At 35.0% G+C, this 19,316-nt stretch carries 30 protein-coding genes and 4 tRNA genes; 32 read left to right on the top strand and 2 right to left on the bottom strand.

From position 1 onward, the window contains the following. Window positions 1-6 precede the first annotated feature (6 nt). From K0B81_08215 to rplS, 18 genes are all read left to right on the top strand, one after another. Entirely contained in the window at window positions 7-954 is a 948-nt protein-coding gene (locus K0B81_08215) for a ribose-phosphate pyrophosphokinase (protein MBW6516577.1), read from the top strand. A 97-nt stretch (window positions 955-1,051) separates the two neighbouring features. Next, on the top strand, window positions 1,052-1,690 hold the full coding sequence (locus K0B81_08210; protein ID MBW6516576.1) for a 50S ribosomal protein L25: 639 nt from the start codon (window positions 1,052-1,054) through the stop codon (window positions 1,688-1,690). A gap of 33 nt (window positions 1,691-1,723) precedes the next feature. After that, window positions 1,724-2,305: an aminoacyl-tRNA hydrolase gene (gene pth / locus K0B81_08205; GenBank protein ID MBW6516575.1), complete on the top strand. Its 582-nt coding sequence runs from the start codon at window positions 1,724-1,726 to the stop codon at window positions 2,303-2,305. A 17-nt stretch (window positions 2,306-2,322) separates the two neighbouring features. Further along, window positions 2,323-2,613 (top strand): 30S ribosomal protein S6, encoded by a 291-nt coding sequence (gene rpsF, locus K0B81_08200; protein MBW6516574.1) that lies wholly within the window; start codon window positions 2,323-2,325, stop codon window positions 2,611-2,613. Between the two features lie 6 nt (window positions 2,614-2,619). Continuing rightward, the gene (ssb, locus tag K0B81_08195; protein MBW6516573.1) at window positions 2,620-3,066 is read left to right on the top strand and encodes a single-stranded DNA-binding protein; all 447 of its coding nucleotides are present in this window, start codon (window positions 2,620-2,622) and stop codon (window positions 3,064-3,066) included. A gap of 141 nt (window positions 3,067-3,207) precedes the next feature. Then, window positions 3,208-3,444 (top strand): 30S ribosomal protein S18, encoded by a 237-nt coding sequence (gene rpsR / locus K0B81_08190; protein ID MBW6516572.1) that lies wholly within the window; start codon window positions 3,208-3,210, stop codon window positions 3,442-3,444. A gap of 3 nt (window positions 3,445-3,447) precedes the next feature. Next, window positions 3,448-4,302 carry a YybS family protein gene (locus K0B81_08185; protein ID MBW6516571.1) on the top strand — a complete coding sequence of 285 codons (855 nt, stop codon included), beginning with the start codon at window positions 3,448-3,450 and terminating at the stop codon, window positions 4,300-4,302. A gap of 35 nt (window positions 4,303-4,337) precedes the next feature. Next, a complete protein-coding gene (rplI, locus tag K0B81_08180; GenBank protein MBW6516570.1) occupies window positions 4,338-4,784 on the top strand; it encodes a 50S ribosomal protein L9 in 447 nt (148 codons plus the stop codon). A gap of 16 nt (window positions 4,785-4,800) precedes the next feature. Further along, on the top strand, window positions 4,801-5,364 hold the full coding sequence (locus tag K0B81_08175; GenBank protein MBW6516569.1) for a hypothetical protein: 564 nt from the start codon (window positions 4,801-4,803) through the stop codon (window positions 5,362-5,364). Window positions 5,365-5,417: 53 nt separating this feature from the next. Further along, the gene (locus K0B81_08170) at window positions 5,418-5,720 is read left to right on the top strand and encodes a DUF721 domain-containing protein (protein ID MBW6516568.1); all 303 of its coding nucleotides are present in this window, start codon (window positions 5,418-5,420) and stop codon (window positions 5,718-5,720) included. Continuing rightward, window positions 5,704-6,360: a ribulose-phosphate 3-epimerase gene (rpe, locus tag K0B81_08165; protein MBW6516567.1), complete on the top strand. Its 657-nt coding sequence runs from the start codon at window positions 5,704-5,706 to the stop codon at window positions 6,358-6,360. Before K0B81_08170 ends, rpe begins: the two co-directional genes overlap by 17 nt. Next, window positions 6,350-7,672, top strand: coding sequence for a signal recognition particle protein (gene ffh / locus K0B81_08160; protein ID MBW6516566.1), 1,323 nt, complete (start codon window positions 6,350-6,352; stop codon window positions 7,670-7,672). Before rpe ends, ffh begins: the two co-directional genes overlap by 11 nt. A gap of 82 nt (window positions 7,673-7,754) precedes the next feature. Continuing rightward, window positions 7,755-8,066: a 30S ribosomal protein S16 gene (gene rpsP / locus K0B81_08155; GenBank protein ID MBW6516565.1), complete on the top strand. Its 312-nt coding sequence runs from the start codon at window positions 7,755-7,757 to the stop codon at window positions 8,064-8,066. Window positions 8,067-8,070: 4 nt separating this feature from the next. Continuing rightward, the gene (locus K0B81_08150; GenBank protein ID MBW6516564.1) at window positions 8,071-8,301 is read left to right on the top strand and encodes a KH domain-containing protein; all 231 of its coding nucleotides are present in this window, start codon (window positions 8,071-8,073) and stop codon (window positions 8,299-8,301) included. Continuing rightward, a complete protein-coding gene (locus K0B81_08145) occupies window positions 8,301-8,813 on the top strand; it encodes a hypothetical protein (GenBank protein ID MBW6516563.1) in 513 nt (170 codons plus the stop codon). Before K0B81_08150 ends, K0B81_08145 begins: the two co-directional genes overlap by 1 nt. Continuing rightward, window positions 8,810-9,490 carry a tRNA (guanosine(37)-N1)-methyltransferase TrmD gene (trmD, locus tag K0B81_08140; protein MBW6516562.1) on the top strand — a complete coding sequence of 227 codons (681 nt, stop codon included), beginning with the start codon at window positions 8,810-8,812 and terminating at the stop codon, window positions 9,488-9,490. Before K0B81_08145 ends, trmD begins: the two co-directional genes overlap by 4 nt. Next, window positions 9,477-10,073, top strand: a complete 597-nt coding sequence (locus tag K0B81_08135; GenBank protein ID MBW6516561.1) for an RNA methyltransferase — start codon at window positions 9,477-9,479, stop codon at window positions 10,071-10,073. Before trmD ends, K0B81_08135 begins: the two co-directional genes overlap by 14 nt. Then, a complete protein-coding gene (rplS, locus tag K0B81_08130) occupies window positions 10,051-10,398 on the top strand; it encodes a 50S ribosomal protein L19 (GenBank protein MBW6516560.1) in 348 nt (115 codons plus the stop codon). The genes K0B81_08135 and rplS overlap by 23 nt, the downstream gene beginning before the upstream one ends. Window positions 10,399-10,634: 236 nt before the next feature. Here rplS and K0B81_08125 read toward each other — a convergent pair whose 3' ends face one another. Next, window positions 10,635-11,051 carry a thioesterase family protein gene (locus K0B81_08125; protein MBW6516559.1) on the bottom strand — a complete coding sequence of 139 codons (417 nt, stop codon included), beginning with the start codon at window positions 11,049-11,051 and terminating at the stop codon, window positions 10,635-10,637. 131 nt (window positions 11,052-11,182) lie between these two features. On the opposite strand from K0B81_08125, the gene K0B81_08120 reads away from it, so the two are divergent. Both K0B81_08120 and K0B81_08115 read left to right on the top strand, forming a co-directional pair. After that, entirely contained in the window at window positions 11,183-11,989 is an 807-nt protein-coding gene (locus K0B81_08120) for an RNA methyltransferase (GenBank protein MBW6516558.1), read from the top strand. Between the two features lie 19 nt (window positions 11,990-12,008). Beyond that, window positions 12,009-12,560 (top strand): HDIG domain-containing protein, encoded by a 552-nt coding sequence (locus K0B81_08115; protein MBW6516557.1) that lies wholly within the window; start codon window positions 12,009-12,011, stop codon window positions 12,558-12,560. Between the two features lie 79 nt (window positions 12,561-12,639). Here the strand turns inward: K0B81_08115 and K0B81_08110 are convergent, their stop codons facing one another. After that, window positions 12,640-12,900, bottom strand: a complete 261-nt coding sequence (locus tag K0B81_08110; protein MBW6516556.1) for a hypothetical protein — start codon at window positions 12,898-12,900, stop codon at window positions 12,640-12,642. 75 nt (window positions 12,901-12,975) lie between these two features. Here K0B81_08110 and K0B81_08105 point away from each other — a divergent pair, with 75 nt between their 5' ends. The 12 genes from K0B81_08105 to K0B81_08050 all read left to right on the top strand — a co-directional run. Continuing rightward, window positions 12,976-13,362 carry a PaaI family thioesterase gene (locus tag K0B81_08105; protein MBW6516555.1) on the top strand — a complete coding sequence of 129 codons (387 nt, stop codon included), beginning with the start codon at window positions 12,976-12,978 and terminating at the stop codon, window positions 13,360-13,362. 283 nt (window positions 13,363-13,645) lie between these two features. After that, window positions 13,646-14,176 carry a hypothetical protein gene (locus tag K0B81_08100; protein MBW6516554.1) on the top strand — a complete coding sequence of 177 codons (531 nt, stop codon included), beginning with the start codon at window positions 13,646-13,648 and terminating at the stop codon, window positions 14,174-14,176. 80 nt (window positions 14,177-14,256) lie between these two features. Further along, window positions 14,257-15,108: a hypothetical protein gene (locus tag K0B81_08095; protein ID MBW6516553.1), complete on the top strand. Its 852-nt coding sequence runs from the start codon at window positions 14,257-14,259 to the stop codon at window positions 15,106-15,108. Beyond that, window positions 15,092-15,727: a helix-hairpin-helix domain-containing protein gene (locus tag K0B81_08090; GenBank protein MBW6516552.1), complete on the top strand. Its 636-nt coding sequence runs from the start codon at window positions 15,092-15,094 to the stop codon at window positions 15,725-15,727. Before K0B81_08095 ends, K0B81_08090 begins: the two co-directional genes overlap by 17 nt. Then, window positions 15,708-16,313, top strand: a complete 606-nt coding sequence (locus K0B81_08085) for a hypothetical protein (protein MBW6516551.1) — start codon at window positions 15,708-15,710, stop codon at window positions 16,311-16,313. The genes K0B81_08090 and K0B81_08085 overlap by 20 nt, the downstream gene beginning before the upstream one ends. A 191-nt stretch (window positions 16,314-16,504) precedes the next feature. Then, entirely contained in the window at window positions 16,505-17,038 is a 534-nt protein-coding gene (gene rsmD / locus K0B81_08080) for a 16S rRNA (guanine(966)-N(2))-methyltransferase RsmD (protein ID MBW6516550.1), read from the top strand. 22 nt (window positions 17,039-17,060) lie between these two features. Continuing rightward, window positions 17,061-18,452 carry a cysteine--tRNA ligase gene (gene cysS / locus K0B81_08075; GenBank protein ID MBW6516549.1) on the top strand — a complete coding sequence of 464 codons (1,392 nt, stop codon included), beginning with the start codon at window positions 17,061-17,063 and terminating at the stop codon, window positions 18,450-18,452. A 330-nt stretch (window positions 18,453-18,782) separates the two neighbouring features. Further along, a tRNA-Thr gene (locus K0B81_08070) sits at window positions 18,783-18,857 on the top strand. A gap of 12 nt (window positions 18,858-18,869) precedes the next feature. Then, window positions 18,870-18,954: transfer RNA gene (locus K0B81_08065), tRNA-Tyr, on the top strand. A gap of 9 nt (window positions 18,955-18,963) precedes the next feature. After that, window positions 18,964-19,040 (top strand) — tRNA-Gly (locus tag K0B81_08060). Window positions 19,041-19,080: 40 nt separating this feature from the next. Continuing rightward, window positions 19,081-19,156, top strand: a tRNA-Thr gene (locus tag K0B81_08055). Between the two features lie 45 nt (window positions 19,157-19,201). Then, window positions 19,202-19,316: hypothetical protein (locus K0B81_08050; GenBank protein ID MBW6516548.1), on the top strand; the 115-nt coding region annotated here is incomplete at its 3' end.

Raw genomic sequence — 19,316 nt, 5'->3', positions numbered from 1 at the left:
AATGTAATGTATACAAGATTAAAGATTTTTTCTGGTTCGGCTAATGTCAATTTAGCAAGAGAAGTCGCTTCTTTTGCCGGGATACCTTTAAGCGACGCGGAGATTTTTAAATTCTCTAATGATGACACATTTGTGAAAATCAATGAGAATGTGCGTGGGAATGATACATTCATTATACAACCTACCTCTTATCCAGTTAATGATAATTTAATGGAACTTTTAATAATGATAGATGCCCTAAAAAGAGCATCTGCGAGAAGAATCAATTGTGTTATTCCTTATTATGGGTATGCTAGATCAGACAAAAAAGATCAACCTCGTATACCAATAACGGCAAAACTGGTAGCAGATTTAATAACTGTTGCAGGTGCTGACAGAGTTGTTACATTAGATCTGCATGCTGATCAGATCCAGGGTTTCTTTAATATACCGGTTGACCATTTATACTCCATACCGATCTTTGCCAGACACTTCAAGACAAATCTTGATTTGGATAATTTGGTAGTAGTTTCTCCAGATTCTGGAGGAGCAAATAGAGCGAGAGCTTTAGCTAAAAGATTAAATTGCAGTTTGGCTATAGGTGATAAGAGAAGAACTGGAAATGTTGATAATTCGGAAATCTTAAACATTATTGGTGATGTTAAAGGTAAAAATGCATTATTGTTCGATGATATTATTGATACAGGTGGGAGTTTAACTAAGATATCATACACATTGAAAGAACAGGGAGCGAAAGCAATATTTGCGGCTTGTGTTCATGGCGTATTATCTGGTAATGCCATCAAGAACATTGAAGAATCTCCGATTGAGAAACTCTTTGTAACAAATTCGATATCTTTGTCTAAGGATAAGGAGAAGTGTGAAAAAATAGTCCAATTGTCTATAGCAGAGTTGTTAGCTATTGCAATAAAGAAAATCCATCTGGAAGAATCTATCAGTATTCTATTCAGATAACCGAACTGCCTTGCTTTACTTTTGACTTTTTGCACTGAAATTTGAAAAGGCAAGTAAGGAGTCTCAAGAACATAAAAAAATAATCAACGGAGGAAAGATGAATATAGTTATCGAAGCAACCGAAAGAGAGATTGGCACCAAGTCCGATTTGAATGAATTAAGAAAGAGTAATTTTATTCCGGGAGTAATTTATGGACCGGGTAGAGAACCTCTATCTATCAAATTGGATAAGAACCTATTTCTGAAAGAATATAGAAAAACTATCGGTGAATTAGTGATTTTCAATGTAAAAATTGGGAAAAAACAGTATCAAACTATAATTAAGGATAAACAAATACATCCAGTTTCAAGAGAGATTCAGCATTTAGATTTTTTAGAACTGCAGAAGGACTCAAAGATCAAAGTTAATGTTCCAATTAAATTCGTTGGTACTCCAGTCGGAGTCAAAGACGGTGGTGTATTAGAAACCATGATTCGAGAAATCGAGATTACATGTCTTCCTAAAGATCTAATTGAAGATATTGAACTTGATATTTCTGATCTGGAAATTGGCAAAAGTATCCAAATAGGTGATTTGCCTATCAAAGACTTAGAAGTCAGTTTATCTCCTGAAGTTTCTGTAGTAATCGTACATCCACCTAAGGCATTAGTTGAAGAAGAAGTAGCTGAAGAAGAAGTCACTGAGGAAGGAGAAGAAGCTCCTGAGGGTGAAGAAGAAACTGATTCTGAAAAGTAAATCAGCCTTTCTAATGTTTCTTGTTAGTAAATTATGAAACTGATTGTTGGACTGGGCAATTATGGGAAAAAGTACAGTAAGACCAGACACAACATTGGTTTTATGGTTATTGACACCATCGTGAAAAAGCGAGATATCGGTTTCAAGAAAGATTCTCTCTATCACTATAGCAGGGAGAATGATATTGTCTTTCTAAAACCAACGACTTTTATGAATCTCAGTGGAGCAGCTGTATCAAAGGCGATTGATAAATTCGATGTTTCATCTTTATTGGTAATTTACGATGACATCTACTTACCATTAGGTGAAATTAGGATTAGGGAGAAAGGTACTGATGGAGGTCATAAAGGAGTGAGATCAATAATTGACGCTATAAATGATACTAATTTTACTCGCATGAGGGTTGGTATAGGATCTCCCAAATTGGCAGAACTTGCGAATTATGTTCTGTCGAATTTTAGTAAAAAAGAAGAAAAAGTTATCAACGAAACGAAAAGCTTTGCCTGTGGTTTAGTAGAGCAATTCATTACAGGTGATTATAAGCAGATGATAGATTATTTTAGTAAAAACAGTGTATCCTATTCCGAAAAAATACTATTAATTTCGGAATCCTAGACCGAAGGAGGAAAAGAATGATTAATTACGAAAGTATGATTGTATTTAACCCCGATTTATCAGAAGAAGATGTTAAATCGGAAAACGAAAAGATTCTTAGTATGATTCAAAGTTTTAACGGAGAGATTCTTAAAACAGATGATTGGGGTAAAAGGACTTTAACTTACGAAATAATGAAGAAAAAAGAAGGTTATTACCTGATTAACTATTTCAAGATGGAGGCGAAGAATCTAGCAGAATTAGAAAACCAATATAAGCTGAATGAGAGCATTCTTCGTTACAATCTCTTGAGAGCAAATGAGGAGTAAGAAAACATGGCAAAAGAAATGAGATTTCCCCGACTTAATTCCGTTGTGATCAGTGGACATTTAACCAGAGAAGTAGAACTAAGATATACTCCCAAAGGCACCCCAGTAGCTAAACTTGGACTGGCTTTCAATCGTGTTTATCAAGGTCAAGATGGGAACTGGGTTGAGGAAGCTAGTTTTATGGATGTTAGTGTTTGGGGTAAACAAGCTGAGTTATGTTCAGAAAGATTACATAAGGGAAGTCCTGTTATCTTTGAAGGGTATTTAAAAACTTCTATGTACACCGACAGAGATAACCAACAACGAAAATTTGTTGAGATAGTAGCCAATAGGATACATTTCTTAGAGAAAACAGGTACATCTTATGATGATGGTCCTTCTGATGAACCTGCATCGAACTATGATGCAAACATTACAGATCAGAATGTTACTGATGATGATGTGCCATTTTAAGTAATGAAAGTTTTCTTGACTTAAGAAAAAGAAATTCTATAGGGTTACTGTTTTTGAATACGATCCCATTAGGAAATGGAGTTCGTAATTAGGGAAAACTAAGTAGATTTTATTAAGAAGATTAGAATAAGGAGATATAGAATGAGTTTTGATCCAACTAGGAAAAGGGTTTTTAGAAAGAAGGTTTGTGCCTTCTGTCAAAACAAAGAATTAGTTATTGATTATAAAAATACTGATATATTGAAGAGATATATTGCAGAAAGTGGCAAGATCGAACCGATGAGATTAACCGGAACATGTAATAAACACCAGCGGAGACTAACCAAGGAGATTAAGAAAGCAAGGATTATGGCATTATTACCATTCGTTGGTGAATAGTTCGTGATCATTATTGCTTTAGCAACTCTGGTAATATCAATTCTATCAACCTTTCTCGGATACATTTTTATTGTATCCATAGGTTGTGTTTATTTGCTTGATAAAGAACCGCGACAAAGAATCACATTCTATTCGATTATTTGTATAAGTTTAATAGTCTTATACTTATCAAGAATAATACCAATTCTGGAAGTTTCGGATATCTTTGGAAGTGTTTTATTAGTATCTTGGATCTTTATTCATGTTATAAAGAAAACAGAAGACCACTCGATAGCATTGTATTATGGATGTTTGAGCCAAATTGCTTATGGGGTTTTTCGTTATGTGTTGTTTAGTGGTATCTATCAGAAGAGAGTGGATATGATCTTTCAAGGGTATGAAACATTTTTATCAAGCGACACGATAATAGGTAATACGAACGGACAGTTAGAATCGATTTTAGAGCAGATTAGGATTATTATGATTGATTATCACTTGGCAATATGGTCTGCATCAATGATTTTTGCAGTTTATCTGGCTACACTATTTTTTTCTAAAAGAGTAGCTTTCAAATGGCAACATCATCTGTTTAAACTCCCTCAATCATTGATTTATCTATTAATTGTTGCACTTGTTTTAGCATTAATACAGTTTACAAGAGTATTTGGCTTGAATATAGTAGTGATAATCTCAATAATTATGTTGTTACAGGGTTTAGCAATTGTTGATTTTTGCTGTAAGAAACATCTTAAGAACAGTCGACTCATTTTGATAGCAGTGATTGTTTTGATTTTTGTGAACGTTTATTTTGCACTGATAGTATCTTTGCTTGGGTTAATTGATAATTGGCTTGACATAAGAAAAATCAATCATATATAGGTAAAAAATATTAAACAAGATAATAAGGAGGCTCCGTGAGAGTTATTTTATTAGAGAGTATAGAGAAGCTTGGAAAGGTGGGTTCAGTAGTTAAAGTAGCCGATGGCTATGCACGGAATTTTTTAATCCCGAGAAACTATGCTGTTATAGCTGATAAGAAGAATTTACAAAAAATTGAAGCAATAAAGCTTGTTGCCGAGAAGAAAGAGCTGGAACATATTAATGCCTTAAAGGCATTAGCACAGAAGATCGAGGGTATCGAACTTGTTTACCAGAGAAAAGCAGATGAGAATGATCATCTTTATGGTTCAGTATCTGATGTAGATATCGTTCAATCGTTAAAAGAGAAAGGATTTGAGATTCATAAATCCATGATTAGAGGTGAGAAACATATAAAAGCACTTGGTGACTATGATGTTGGAATTCATCTTGCCAGCGATGTTGATGCCAATATAAAAGTAATTGTTGAAAATGAAGAATAATCTGGAGAGTGACATTATGAAGAAAATTTTAGGAAATGTGATTAAGGTATTAGGTTGGCTGGTTTTGTTGATTGCATTCGCTTCCATTGGTTTTGCTACTGATAATCCGCAGCTTATGGTACCATTGTATTTTCTTATCTTTCTGGTCATCTTTGCATTATTATTGCTATATAATATGAAAAGGCAGAGAAAGTCTACAGAGAAACCAAAATTTCTAGGAATTTTCAGGAAGATATTTGGAGCAATTTTGATAATTATCGGAGTATTAATGCCCTATTTCTTTTTTAGAGGTATTGGTTTTGCTGCCGGTATGTATGTAATATTGACCATATTGACAATTATTCTCATTGGATTGGCTATTATTGCCATCCGTTTAATAGACCAGCTCAGTATTCTTAAAACTATCGGTGGATATGTTCTGCTCGTGATTGTATGTGCTATGCCAGCGATATTGATGATGCAATATGATAAATCGTATAATGCACTGGGTTCTGCTTATTATGCAGCTCTCATAATTTGTGTATTAACATGGACTGGAATAAACATGCTTGCCTCTCCTCGAGAATTTATTAAGGAGTAATGGTATCTGATTCACAAACTACCCCGTAAACCACAAAGATATTTGTCATTAATATGGCTTTAGATAAGCTGGATACCCCATTACAGAAACTTTTAGTCAAAATATTGGGAGAAGAGAATAGGGATTACATCAGCATCTGTTTTTATTGGGAAACAATTGTTGGAAAGTATATTGCAGAAAACTCCTATGTATCTAGTATTGAAAAAAAAACCTTATTTGTAGGTGTAGCTAACAGTGTGATTAAACAAGAACTAAGTTTGATCAGCGATCAATTAAAAGAAAGGATAAAAAAGAAACTAAAGATTGAAATCAAGGACATAGTATTCTATATAAAGGATGATGCCAAGAAAAGTTAAGATAGCTCCGTCAATATTAGCTGCAGATCTAAGTAATATTGGTGAAGAGATAAAAAAAATTACTGCTGCTCAAGCAGATTTGATACATCTGGATGTTATGGATGGTCATTATGTACCAAATTTAACATTTGGTGCACCCTTGATATCCAAGATAGCTAAGCTGACTTCAATTCCACTCGATGCTCATTTGATGGTCTTGAATCCTGAAAATTATATCGAAGATTTAGCTGCTATAGGGGTGAGATACATTTCATATCATCCGGAAACAGTATATCATAATCACAGACTTATCTACCAAATGAAAAATATGGGTATAAAAGTAGGTTGGGCGATAAATCCCGGAATATCTGAAAGCATACTTGAGCCGGTTATATCTGATCTTGATTTTGTTCTACTTATGAGCGTCAATCCTGGTTTTAGTGGGCAGAAGTTTATTCCCACTGTTTATGATAAAATCAAGAATGTCAGGTTAATGTCTAAAGAAAGGTCTGAATTTGAAATAGAAGTTGATGGTGGAGTTAATAATATAAATGCACCAAAATTAATTGAGACGGGTGCTGATATCCTTGTTGCGGGAGCATATATCTTTAATACAAATGATTATTCGTTAACAATCGGGAGGTTACGCAATGTTAAATGACCTTTCCTCCAGAATGGAACTGATAATTAAAAAACTAAGAGGACAGGGCAAGCTTAGCGAAGATAATATCAAGGAAACGATGAGAGAGATACGTCGGGCTCTTTTGGAGGCAGACGTTAACTTTAAAGTTGTTAAAGATTTTGTTAATACTGTGCAGGAAAAAGCTATTGGTACCGAGGTGATGAAAAGCTTAACTCCTGGACAACAGCTAATTAAAATTGTTCATCAGGAATTGATATTCTTGATGGGTAAAGAGAAATTCGATCTTAAAATCTATGACAATAAATTGACCAAAATTATGATGGTTGGCTTACAAGGATCGGGTAAAACCACCTTTTGTATCAAGCTGGCTAATTATTTGAGAAAAAAAGGGGCTGTCCCGTTATTAGCAGCTTGTGATATTCATCGACCGGCTGCGGTTCAACAATTACAAACTCTCGGAAAACAACTTGATGTTCCTGTTGTTTATGACGATAGTAATAATGTCAGAAAGATAGCTGAAAAGAGTATTGCTCTAGCTGACAAAGAGATGAAGAATCTTCTGATCTTTGACACTGCTGGAAGAATGCATCTCGATCAGCAAATGATGAATGAAGTTATTGAATTAAAACAGCAAGTTAAACCAGATTTTGTCTTGTTTGTTGCTGATGCCATGACCGGTCAGGATGCTGTAAATGTTGCCTCTGAATTCAATCGACAATTGGAGTTTGATGCTGTAGTTTTAACTAAATTGGATGGTGATGCCAGAGGGGGTGCTGCTTTATCTATCAAAGCGGTCACGAATAAGCCAATTGCCTTTATCGGGATAGGTGAAAAAGCTTCTGATATTGAAGAATTTCACTCTGAAAGAATGGCTTCTCGTATCCTTGGTATGGGTGATATTCTATCTTTGATCGAGAAAGCTGAAGCTTCAATGGATACTGAAAAAGCAGAAAAACTTAATAAAAGATTACAAAAGAATATTTTTACGCTCAATGACTTCTATGAACAACTGCAACAGTTGAAAAAAATGGGTTCTATGCAACAAATAATGCAAATGATACCCGGAGTAAATGCCAAGATGTTTGATCAGACACAGTTTTCAGAAAAAGAGACCAAAAGAATTGAAGCAATAATATCATCTATGACCTTGAAAGAGCGCGAGAACCCGGATATCTTGAACGGTTCCAGAAGAAAAAGGATTGCTGATGGTAGTGGCACTGATATTCAAAGCGTTAATAGGTTACTGAAACAATATGATCAAATGAAGATAATGTTGAAACAATTTAATCAGGGTAATATTAAGAAAGCTGCTTTCAAGTTTCTTAAATAAACCTTGACTTTTAACCGTATAATAAGAAGTTTATTTTAGAGGTCTTATACGAATAATAAATACTGAAAAAGAAGGAGATTAAATGGTTAGGTTGAGATTGAAAAGAATGGGAGCAAAGGATCAGCCTTTTTATAGGATAGTAGCAGTGGATTCCAGATGGAAAAGAGATGGAAAATATATTGAAGCTTTAGGGTATTATGATCCTAAAACCGATCCATATACATTGCAACTTGATGAAGAAAAAGCCATGAAATGGCTTAAAGATGGTGCGCAACCATCGGATACAGTTCGTGCTTTGTTTAGAAAAGCTGGCGTTCTGAAGAAATTTCATGAGTACAAATACGTTAAACAGTCAGATTCATCTGTGAATGAATCAAACGGAGAAAAGGAGTAGAGATATGAAAGAGATTCTAGAATATATCGCAAAAGCACTTGTTGATGATCCAAGTCAGGTAGATGTCAAAGAAATCGTTGGTGAAAAGGTAACTATCTACGAATTGAAGGTCTCAAAATCTGATATAGGAAAAATTATCGGTAAAAGAGGTCGTACTGCTGGTGCACTCAGAACTATTTTGAATGCTGTTTCTACAAAACAGGGAAAAAGATCCGAATTAGAAATAGTTGAGTAGTGGACACGCATAACCTGATAAAAATAGGCAGGTTTGGGTATAATTATAAAGATGACGGAACATTTGAAATTCGTGTTTATGCGAACTTCCAAGCCTGTTTTCTGTCTATAGATGAGTTCTTTGTTATTATCAATGACGAAAAGATTCGTTTCGTCGTTACAGAGGGACTCTGTTTAAAGGGGACACGTCTAACCGGTAAATTTCAGGATCAGGAAATTATTTCCGAGTTAAGGAAAGCAAATAAAGCTTGGTTAGCTGTAGATAGTGAAACTTACGACTTTTTATCATTTTCTCAAGAAGATCTTATAGGTAGAGAACTTTTTTATCAGGACAAGAAAATCGGCATTATTGCTGACATTTTCAATAATAGAGCCCATGATGTTCTGGTAGTTACTCTTAATCAAGATGAGAAGAGTATTATGATTCCCGATGTTGATGAATATGTAATAAAAAAAGACTACGAGAACAATAAAGTAGTCGTGAAAAATATTCAGGAACTGATAGACTTATGAAAATTGACATCTTAACAATCTTTCCTGAATTATTTGCTAGTTTCATCGATAACGGTATTGTCTTTCGTGCTCGAGAGAAGAAATTGTTAGAAATAAATCTGCATAATATCAGAAGCTTTACCACCGATAAACATCATCAGGTAGATGATTATCCTTTTGGTGGTGGAGCTGGGATGGTAATGAAGCCGGAGCCTCTGTATGAAGCGATTACATCGGTATTGGGTGAAGATAAGGCACCGGTTGTCTATTTTACGCCGCAAGGACGATTATTAAATCAAGATATCATTTCTCGTTATAAAGATAAGGAGAGAATCATTTTTCTCTGTGGTCATTATAAAGAAATAGATCAGAGAATAAGAGATATGTTGGTAACGGATGAGATATCAATCGGCGATTATGTCCTCTCAGGAGGAGAAGTACCAGCGATGGTGATGATCGATGCCGTTTCTCGTCTCATAGATGGTGTTATTGGGGATATTGAGTCGGCAATGACAGATTCTCATCAGAGAGGATTGTTAGGGACCCCACACTATACGAGACCAGCAAAGTTTATGGATAGAGAAGTTCCGGACGTTTTAATTTCAGGGAATCATGCTGAGATTGACAAGTGGCGTCAAATGAAGGCGAGAGAACTTACTATGACTAGAAGACCGGATTTATATTATGGCAAAAGCTAATATCTATATTGGACTGGTTCATTATCCGGTATATAATAAACAAAGAGAAATAGTTACAACATCTATAACAAATATGGATATTCATGATATTTCCCGTACTTGTATGACATATGGAGTAAGGAACTATCTTGTTATCAATCCACTCATAAGCCAGCGAGAGTTGTTTAATAAGATTGTGAAGTTTTGGCATAGTGAGATTGGCAAAAAATACCAAGGAGACAGAGCGATAGCTTTGGGAAACATTAATTTTTGTAGTACGCTCATTGAAGCTAAGGAGTTTATAAAAAATCAGGAAGGATTTGAACCAATAATCATCACTACTACCGCTAAAGATAGGATAGATCAGATTGGTTATGATGCTTATCCAACGATTAATAAAGAACAGAAACCAATTTTTTTAATATTCGGCACCGGCTATGGTCTGGCAGATGAATTACACCAGTCTGCTGACTTTATCTTGCAATCTATTTCAGGAGCCGGTGAGTATAATCATCTTTCTGTTCGTAGTGCTGTCGCAATTATATTGGATCGAATGCTTCCGAAAAATAAAGGAGGAAAAGATGGATTTAGTTCAAGTAGTTAACAAAACACAAATGAGAACCGATCTACCGGAATTTAGGGTCGGTGATACTGTTAAGGTTCATTATAAAATCAAAGAGGGAGCTAAAGAGAGAATTCAGGTTTTTCAGGGTATCGTTATCCAGAAAAAGGGTTCCGGTGCTTCCAAATCTTTCACGGTAAGAAAGATTAGCAATAGTATCGCAGTAGAGAGAATTTTTCCGATGAATTCACCTCTTATTGATAAGATGGAAGTTGTACGGTTTGGTCATGTAAGACGAGCTAAGCTATTTTATCTGAGAAGAGTTACCGGAAAAAAAGGAAGAATTAAAGAAAAGAACCGCTATTAAAGCTATACGTATAGATGCGGATTATTTATTAAAAAAGGCGGAGCTACTTTCCGCCTTTTTTTTTATACTTAATTAAACTTTCATTTTTTTTCTACGCTTGACACATGATTTGTTATGTTACATAGTATTGTCATCCTGAGTTTTCTGCACCCCAATGGTTAACCCCCAACATTAATCAAGTGTTATTCTTATAGTGCAGAATATAACGAAGGATTTATTTATCTCTGATTACACTACTAAACGCTATTTTCTTGTATGGTTATGTAAATAAGAAATCTATCTTCCAGATCCTTATCGATACGATAAGGTTTTCCTTCTTTGATAAAAACTCCTGTAACGATTGCTTTAGACATCAAAGTACCTTTTTGGTGATAAATCTCCTGTTTCCAAATTGATTTCACCCTACTAAATTCAATTATACGTGATCTAATGATGATCTCTGTCCCTAAAGGGATGCCTTTTATAAAATCGATCTCGATCCTCTTTAAGAATATCTGGATCCCTAAGTCATTAAGATCTTTCAAAGGTAATTGCATCTCATCTAGCGCCATAGCACGAGCTTCCTCATAAATATTCTGATAAACGGAATTGTTCAAATGACCATAAATATCACATTCATAACCGAAGATCTTTCGACTGTATTCAAACATCATATCTCCTCCTTATCGACACTCTCTACAGGCAATATTTTAGACAATCTTTTTTTACTTTGACAACAAATTTGTCTTGAAAGAATATCTCGATGATTAATATGATCAAGTAAATTACTGAAGTTGAGATCTAAATGAAGAAGATTATGCAATATTCGCAGGATAAATTCAACAGTTTTACTGATGAGAAAAAGATCAGAATCATCACATCATTCGTCAATGAAATAGATAAGTTATGGCAGGACGAGGAGAAGCGCAAGAATCTCTTAGTGGAGTTAGAAAATTGTCTTGAATATGTTGTAGATTCATCAAATCGTGATTTGAGCAATGTATTAACAAGAGCCAAAAGACTTCAGAGTAAAACTCATCTTGAGTTTATGACCACCTTTACTAGTTTGCTGACCAAATATAGTAAAGAACCGCGAGACCATGATCTTATGGAACCGAGGCAAAATGAAAGCAAAAAACATCTAACAGTCCCTCTGTACGCTATTTTAGAAAATCTTCGTTCGGCGTTCAATGTCGGTTCCATTATACGGACTAGTGAGTGTTTTGGTGTCAGGAAGGTCTATATGTGTGGCTATACTCCTACACCGGACAACATCAAAGTAAAAAAAACCTCTATGGCAACTGATGAATGGATTCTTTGGGAAAGAAGGAAAGATATTCTGGAATTGATTGATCAACTCAAAGAGCAAGAGAGTATCCGCTTGGTTGCATTAGAAACTTCTCCCGATGCCCAACCCATACAACTAAGTTCAATTTCACAACCTGCCGTGATTATAGTCGGTAATGAAGCTCATGGACTGTCAAAAGAGGTCTTGGAAAAAGCAGATCAGGTTTTAAAAATACCTTTAAGTGGGCGGAAAGAATCGTTCAATGTAGGTGTAGCTTATGGTATCGCCTGCTATGAAATCTTAAGAAAATGGGATATGTTATAAAGAAATATAAGGAGTTAGAATGATTACCAGAAAAGAGGCAGAAAAACTACTTTTTACACACCTCAAAAGTGAAAATCTAAGAAAACACTGCTTAGCAACAGCGGCAGTCATGGAGAAATTGGCAGAGAAATTTGACTATGATCAGGAAGTATGGTTTATTACAGGTTTGCTACATGATATTGATTTTGAAGTTATAGGTAATGATTTCAGTCAACACGGATTAATGGCAATGGAACTTTTGCAGAACACAGATATTACATCGGAAATGAAAAATGCGATTAAATCGCATACTGAACAGGCACCAATTACGACTGATCTCGATAAGAGTTTATGGATTGCTGATCCTGTTAATGGGTTGATAGTGGCTGCTGCTCTGATGAGACCGGATAAAAAAATTAGTACTATCGAACTAAAATCTTTGAAGAAGAAGTATAAAAACAGGGCATTTGCAGCCGGAGCAAATCGTGAACAAATTGCTGACTGTATCAAACTTGGACTGGAACTCGATGAATTTCTGCAACTTGCTGTCGATGCCATGACTAAATATGAGAAAGAACTAGGTTTCGAATAAATTAGCTTTTGGTGTGGTATCCTCTTTTTTGCCAGAGTTTATTTAGTAGTACTAGAGTTAAATGTAATTGAGTAAGCAATCAGGGTTTTTGTGTCTGTTTCCCCTTTTCGAGTTGTTTTTTATGAATGTATTTATTACCCTCTTTTTTCACTAAATTGCTTCGTAAGAGACTATCTATAACAGTCTTAGCGAAGAAGCGGCTCGTCTGGAAATGACATTCGTCAGGAAAACTCTTTTTTAACTCCTGCCGACTGGTACTATCAATTATTTCTTCGATGCCATCGAAACTCAAGCTCTCTTTTTCTAACATTTTAAGTATTTTGTATTCTATTGGTCTCATCTTTCACCTCATACTAAGAGAAAAAATTTATTGAATAGTTTTGCTGTCAAATAAAAGTGAATCTGAGGACCTTATATGGAAGAGAGATATGATAATTGCTTTATCTGTGGCATGAATAATCCGATCGGATTAAAGTTGACTTTCACGTATCCTGATAATATTGCTCAGGCAGAGTTTCGACTACCAGTGCATTTCGAAGGGTATGATAACATCATACACGGTGGTATTGTTGCTGCTATACTTGATGAGGCAATGGCAAAGATCATCCTGCACAATAATATCAAGGCAGTAACCGTTACGATTACTATTGACTATAAAAAACCACTTAAACCGGATATAGATTATATTGTGAAGGGTTCAATAATCAACATCAGAAAGAAAATTATCGAAACAGAGGCAACTATTGTTGATAATGTAGATGTTTATGCCAAAGCAACTGCAAAATTCTTCAGTATCTCCTAAAAATCCAAGAAGTTAGCTCCTTCCAGTATTTCCAATATATCATTAGGCACTACACGAGTCGGTTATAACCGACTCGTGTAGTGCCTAATGATTTCCTTATGATAAATCATAAGGAAAAATATTTTTCTAACTACAATAAAATGCCTGGTAAATCTTATCCTTAAGGGATTGCAGATGATTATATATTATTCAGGTTTCCATAAAAAATCCAGATTTGTGATGCATATATAAGTAGAGGGGTGTGAAAAAGATGCACTTCAGAAGAAAAAATTTGGAGGAAAAAATGAAAAAGATGTATTATTGGCGGTTACCCGAAAGTCTGATCAGATTAATGAATCTTACGGTTTCAATGCATGGAAAGTGTGGTAAATATATTTTTCAGAATTCTCACGGGGGTAGACAGGTCAAACTATACAAACCGGAAGTTTATAAAAATAATATCAATACTCCTTTGAGAAAGAGGACACGGGATATTTGGAAACTTGCCTATGAAAATCCTGTACCGACACTACATGAGAAGATAAGAGAATTGTTTAGACACTATCCGTACTATCTTCTGAAAACTAAACCGATTAATCTAAAGCTGAAAAACTTCTATTTTGAGAAGGAGCTCAACCCTAGTTCGTTAATCCGTATCTTTAAGGTTATAGGAGAATTTCCAGCACCAGAAAATGACTTATTATATATCGAACTTTGCTTTAATCAGAATAAAAAAGTTGAATTTCATTATTCTGAGGAGGAATCAGAACGATTTTATGCTCAAAATATCAAAACGGGTGAATTATCTAATGTACTGTATTTTCATTGGGGATAGAGAAAATCATATTTTTTTGCTTAAGGGTTGACAAAAGAAATTAACGACAGATTCTGTACTCAGAAAGTTAGGTGTGGATTATGAAAGTTATCAAGCCCTTTGTTGTTATCATCATTTTTGTATTTTTATTGGCTTCTTGTCAGAAACGTGGAATTTTTCATACGAATCATTCTATCAATCATTATGAAAAGATTATGGATTATTTTGCTAATATAGAGGATAACAGCGTTAATGAGATTATTCTCCAGTATATATTAAATCAACTAAAAAAGAGTGATGCAATTATAGAAGAATTTCCGATAACTATTGATAAAGAGAATTCTAATATCAATATCATCTGTAGGTTTTATCCTCAGTATAGCAGACGAATATTGTTAATAACACCTTATATTCCCGCTGGTTTAGATGATACTGCTTATCGTAGAGCAGAAACAGAACGGATAGCATTCAATGTAGGTTTGATGCTAGAAACGACAAGCATGTTATCATCTCATATCCCAGATCAGTTTGGAGTTGATCTTGTCTTTTTAGGGTCTGAAGGCAACTATAACACAATCAGATCTTATAATAAAGCATTTCATGACCTGATTGCTAATTATGGGAAAACAAAACCGGAAATAGGAATTTACCTTATGTTACATTCTTCACAAAAGTTATCTATTCCCATAGATGATCATTCATATCAAAAATTACCCTATATAGTTCATAGAGTATGGACTACAGCAGAAAAACTAGGATGGAAAGAATTCGAAACAAGCTTGGTAGCCAGTTCATTATTTGAAGGAGAAGAGTTATTATATAGGGATTTGAATACTATCAAATTAAAGAACATTTATGAAGAAGATAAAGAAGTTTTACCGGAAAATTTGATTGTAAATTATCGAATTTTAGGTTCTCTCTTTTCTGAGCTGATCTATGGCAAGGATAAATAATTTTTTAAGGAACTACCTGACACCCACAGAGCAAAAAATTGTTTTCTTTATATTAATTGCTGCAATTGTTGGAATAGTAATCCATTACAGTGGTTTAGAGGCAGAAGATTCACTGGTGGATTCGCTTAAGGTCATTGCCAGTGATCCTGTTCCTATTAGGTTTGATATCAATACGATAACTGAACAAGAATTACAGGTTATACCGGGAATAGGTCCCGCCAGAGCCCAAGCTATTATTGCTTATAGGGAAACTAACAAACCTATAGTTGTTGATGATTTGTTAAATGTTAGAGGCATCGGAGAGGTCACGTTGGCAAAAATTAAAGAGTTTTTTGGTGAATCAAACAATCGGTTAGAATCTTCTGAAGATGAATCAGATGAAAAAACACTAAATATGGGTCAGAGAGATTTTTCTTCACTAATGAATATCAACGACGCTTCTATAGAGGATTTAATGGCTATTAGAGGAGTAGGTCAGGTACGGGGGGAGAGTATATTTAATTACATCAGAGAACAAGGACGGATTAAAAATATTGACCAATTACTCGATATCAGTGGAATAGGTCCCAAGACTTTAGAAAATATCAAAGAGTTGTTTTATGCAGATGATGACAGATAAGAGATTTAGTATATCTTTAACAGCAACCATTGCTGAGTTGTATGAGTTACAAAAACATTATTTTGCTGCATATATAGCTTATTGGTATCTTTATAAAACTGAGAACAGAGAAGAGTATAAGTTAAAACTCAGTGAGTTGAAAGACAAAATATTTTCATCTTACGAATTGAAGTATGATCCTCTAATGACAGAAATCTTTACCGAAGAAGAGCTACAAAGATTTGGAATTTTACCGGAAAATCTCTTTAGTGAGTTTGAAAAGGTCATCGATAATTTACAAAAAAATGATCAAGAAGAACTTAACGGGATAAATTCTGATGAGAAAAAGCAATTTCAAGGGATGAGTGAGGAGATTGGGTTGGAGTGGAAACGGTTACTGGAAGAAGAGAAAGCCAAAGAGAGAAAAAAAATGGAATCAAATCCTCAATTAGTTTTAGATCAAGAATGTTGGAAACAAATTAAGGCTTCTGATTTTCTGGATTTTCTTAGCAGATTAGATATAAAAGATAGAAGTCTTGACGACATAACCTTACCTGAGTTAATTGATAGCTTCATAAAGAATTATGTCAGTGATGATAATAGTTAGTAATGAAGATAAAAGAGAAATCACAAGTAAATAAACTTTGTGAGCATTGTTACAATGACTGTAAGCAGTATAGCAATGTTAAACTGCTAAATTGTCCTAATTACTTATATAAACCGTATCAGCTCTCTTTTGAGTTCTGGAAGGAGACAAGACGGAATAAGAAAAAAAAGTCCTGATCGGGAGGTTCTGGTATGAGAATTATTGCCGGTCAAAAGAAAGGACACAAATTGCTATCACTTGCCGGTAAAAAAACTAGGCCGACTACCGATTATGTAAAGGAAGCGATTTTTTCTATAATCTATGATTGCACAGATTTGAGGGTGCTTGATCTTTATGCCGGTTCCGGAGCTCTCGGTTTTGAGGCACTTAGTCGTGGGGCTAAATCACTGGAATTAGTTGATAGATCGGAGAAAGCTGTACAGGTTGCTGTAAAAAATATTAACAAACTACATTATGAAGACAAGACCAAAATACATAAACAGAAGGTTGATACTTTTCTCAGAACAGCAGCAAATCAATTTGATCTTATCTTGTTAGATCCACCTTATAATAGCAACTATGTCAATTCAACTATTGCAGCGATATTTGAAGCAGATATCTTGGCTGATGATGGGATTGTTGTAGTTGAGCATGCTGCCCAAGAAATGATTCAAGAAGCATGGCTATCTAAGATAACCAAACAGAAGAAATACGGAGACACTGTTATTACTATTTTGAGACGATAAAACGAAGTACGGAGGATAGTTGATAGAGATTTATAATACTCTGACTAAACGAAAAGAGATTTTTAAACCGATACAAGAGAATGAAGTAGATATGTATGTCTGTGGTCCTACAACATATAATTACTTTCATATCGGCAATGGGAGAGCTTTTCTTTTTTTCGATATAGTGAGAAATTATTTCAAATTTCTCGGTATGAAAGTCAATTATATCCAGAATATTACGGATATTGATGATAAATTAATCAATCAAGCGAAAGCAGAGAAACTTCCCATCGAAAAGATATCAAATAAATACATTAAAGCCTTCTTCGAAGATATTAAGGCATTAGAGATCAAAAAAGCAACACAATATCCCAGAGCTACCGAATATATCAGAAAGATGATAGATTTCATCGAAATACTAGTAAAAAAAGGGAATGCATACCATGTTGAGGGGGATGTCTTTTTTTCTGTAAAGTCTATAAAAAGCTATGGCAAGTTATCGGGAAAGATTATTGATGAGTTAATCACCGGCGCTAGAGTTGAAGAAGATACTAAAAAGAAACATCCGGCTGACTTTGTTTTGTGGAAAAAAAATAAGCCGGGAGAACCAAAATGGAAAAGCCCTTGGGGGTATGGACGACCGGGATGGCATACTGAATGTGTGGTCATGTCGCATGATATTTTTCAAAAGACTTTTGATATTCATTGTGGAGGAACAGATCTGGTCTTTCCTCATCATGAAAATGAGATCGCTCAGGCAGAAGCTGCTACAGGAAAGCCGCTCGCCAATTATTGGATGCATAACGGATTTATCAACATAGAGGGTGAGAAAATGTCTAAAAGTTTGGATAATTTTTTCACAGTGAGAGATGTTTTAAAAAAATACAATGCCGAGACTATCAGACATTTCTACTTGAGTAAACATTATAGAAGCCCCATTGATTTTAATGTAGAGGCATTACAATCTTCAAAAGCTGCGGTGAAAAGACTTTATCAACCTTTTAGAGATTTCAATACTGATGAATTAAAGCATATTTCGAAATTAAGGGTTATCAAAGAGTATCGTGAAGAGTTCATGCGAGCTATGAATGACGATTTTAACACTGCTCAGGCAATAGCCATATTCTTTGATATAGCGAAAACATTCAATAACTCTAAAACAAAAGATTCTCAAAGGCATCTCTTGCAAACTCTTCGTAAATTAGGCAATGTATTAGGGTTCTTTCAATATCTTACTGATAAACTGGAGAAAGATGCTGTTGTAGGTAGTAGTAATGAAATCATTGAATTGTTGATTGGATATCGTGAAAAATTCAAGACTGAAAAAAATTGGTTCTACGCGGATATGATCAGAAATGATCTCAAAAAACTCGGTATAATACTACAAGATACTCCTGAGGGTACTAAATGGAAGTTTGAGAAAGAGGAATAAACCCGAGAAACATTCAATAAGATTTAGTTGCTATTAATATATCAAGAAATTACCATAATACCTTGATTTCTCTTCATAACAGTGATTTGGAGTTCTTTAGTAAGCATAAGATATCTCTTTCATAAAGGAACAGATGATCTTTAGTGATTGAAGAATAAAATCAGTCACAAAAAAAACTTGTTAGCTTGAATTAAAATCACTGAAAATAGTTGACATAAAAACACTATATTATTTTCTGTCTCTTCAGTGTAAAATCAGGTTCGTAAAATGATTATAAACACTCAGTTAGGTCTTTACTCAGCGTATAACCTTAGGTATTTGTAAAAAAAAGCCGATGTAGCTCAACGGTAGAGCAACTGATTTGTAATCAGTCGGTTGGGGGTTCGATTCCCTTCATCGGCTCCAGAATAGAAATGTGGAGAGGTTCCCGAGCGGCCAAAGGGAGCAGACTGTAAATCTGCCGGCGAAGCCTTCGGAGGTTCGAATCCTCCCCTCTCCACCATTTATAGGTGCGGGAATAGCTCAGTTGGCTAGAGCATTAGCCTTCCAAGCTAAGGGTCGCGGGTTCGAATCCCGTTTCCCGCTCCATTTTGTGTATTAAATATTGAGCGAGAGTGTTAAGTATAGGGCTCATGTAGCTCAGCCGGTAGAGCACCTCCTTGGTAAGGAGGAGGTCACCGGTTCAAGTCCGGTCATGAGCTCCATAATTAACACTAAGTATTGAAAGAGGAAAAAAGGCAGGAGGAAAGATGGCAAAGGAGAAATTTGTTAGGACTAAGCCGCATGTCAATATCGGAACAATCGGTCACGTTGACCATGGTAAGACGACATTGACAGCAGCAATGACATTGTATTTAAGTAAGG

Source organism: Candidatus Cloacimonadota bacterium, from assembly GCA_019429305.1.
GTDB lineage: Bacteria > Cloacimonadota > Cloacimonadia > Cloacimonadales > JAJBBL01 > JAHYIR01.
Note: the sequence above shows the minus strand (reverse complement) of the source record. Positions and strands in the feature narration are given on the sequence as shown.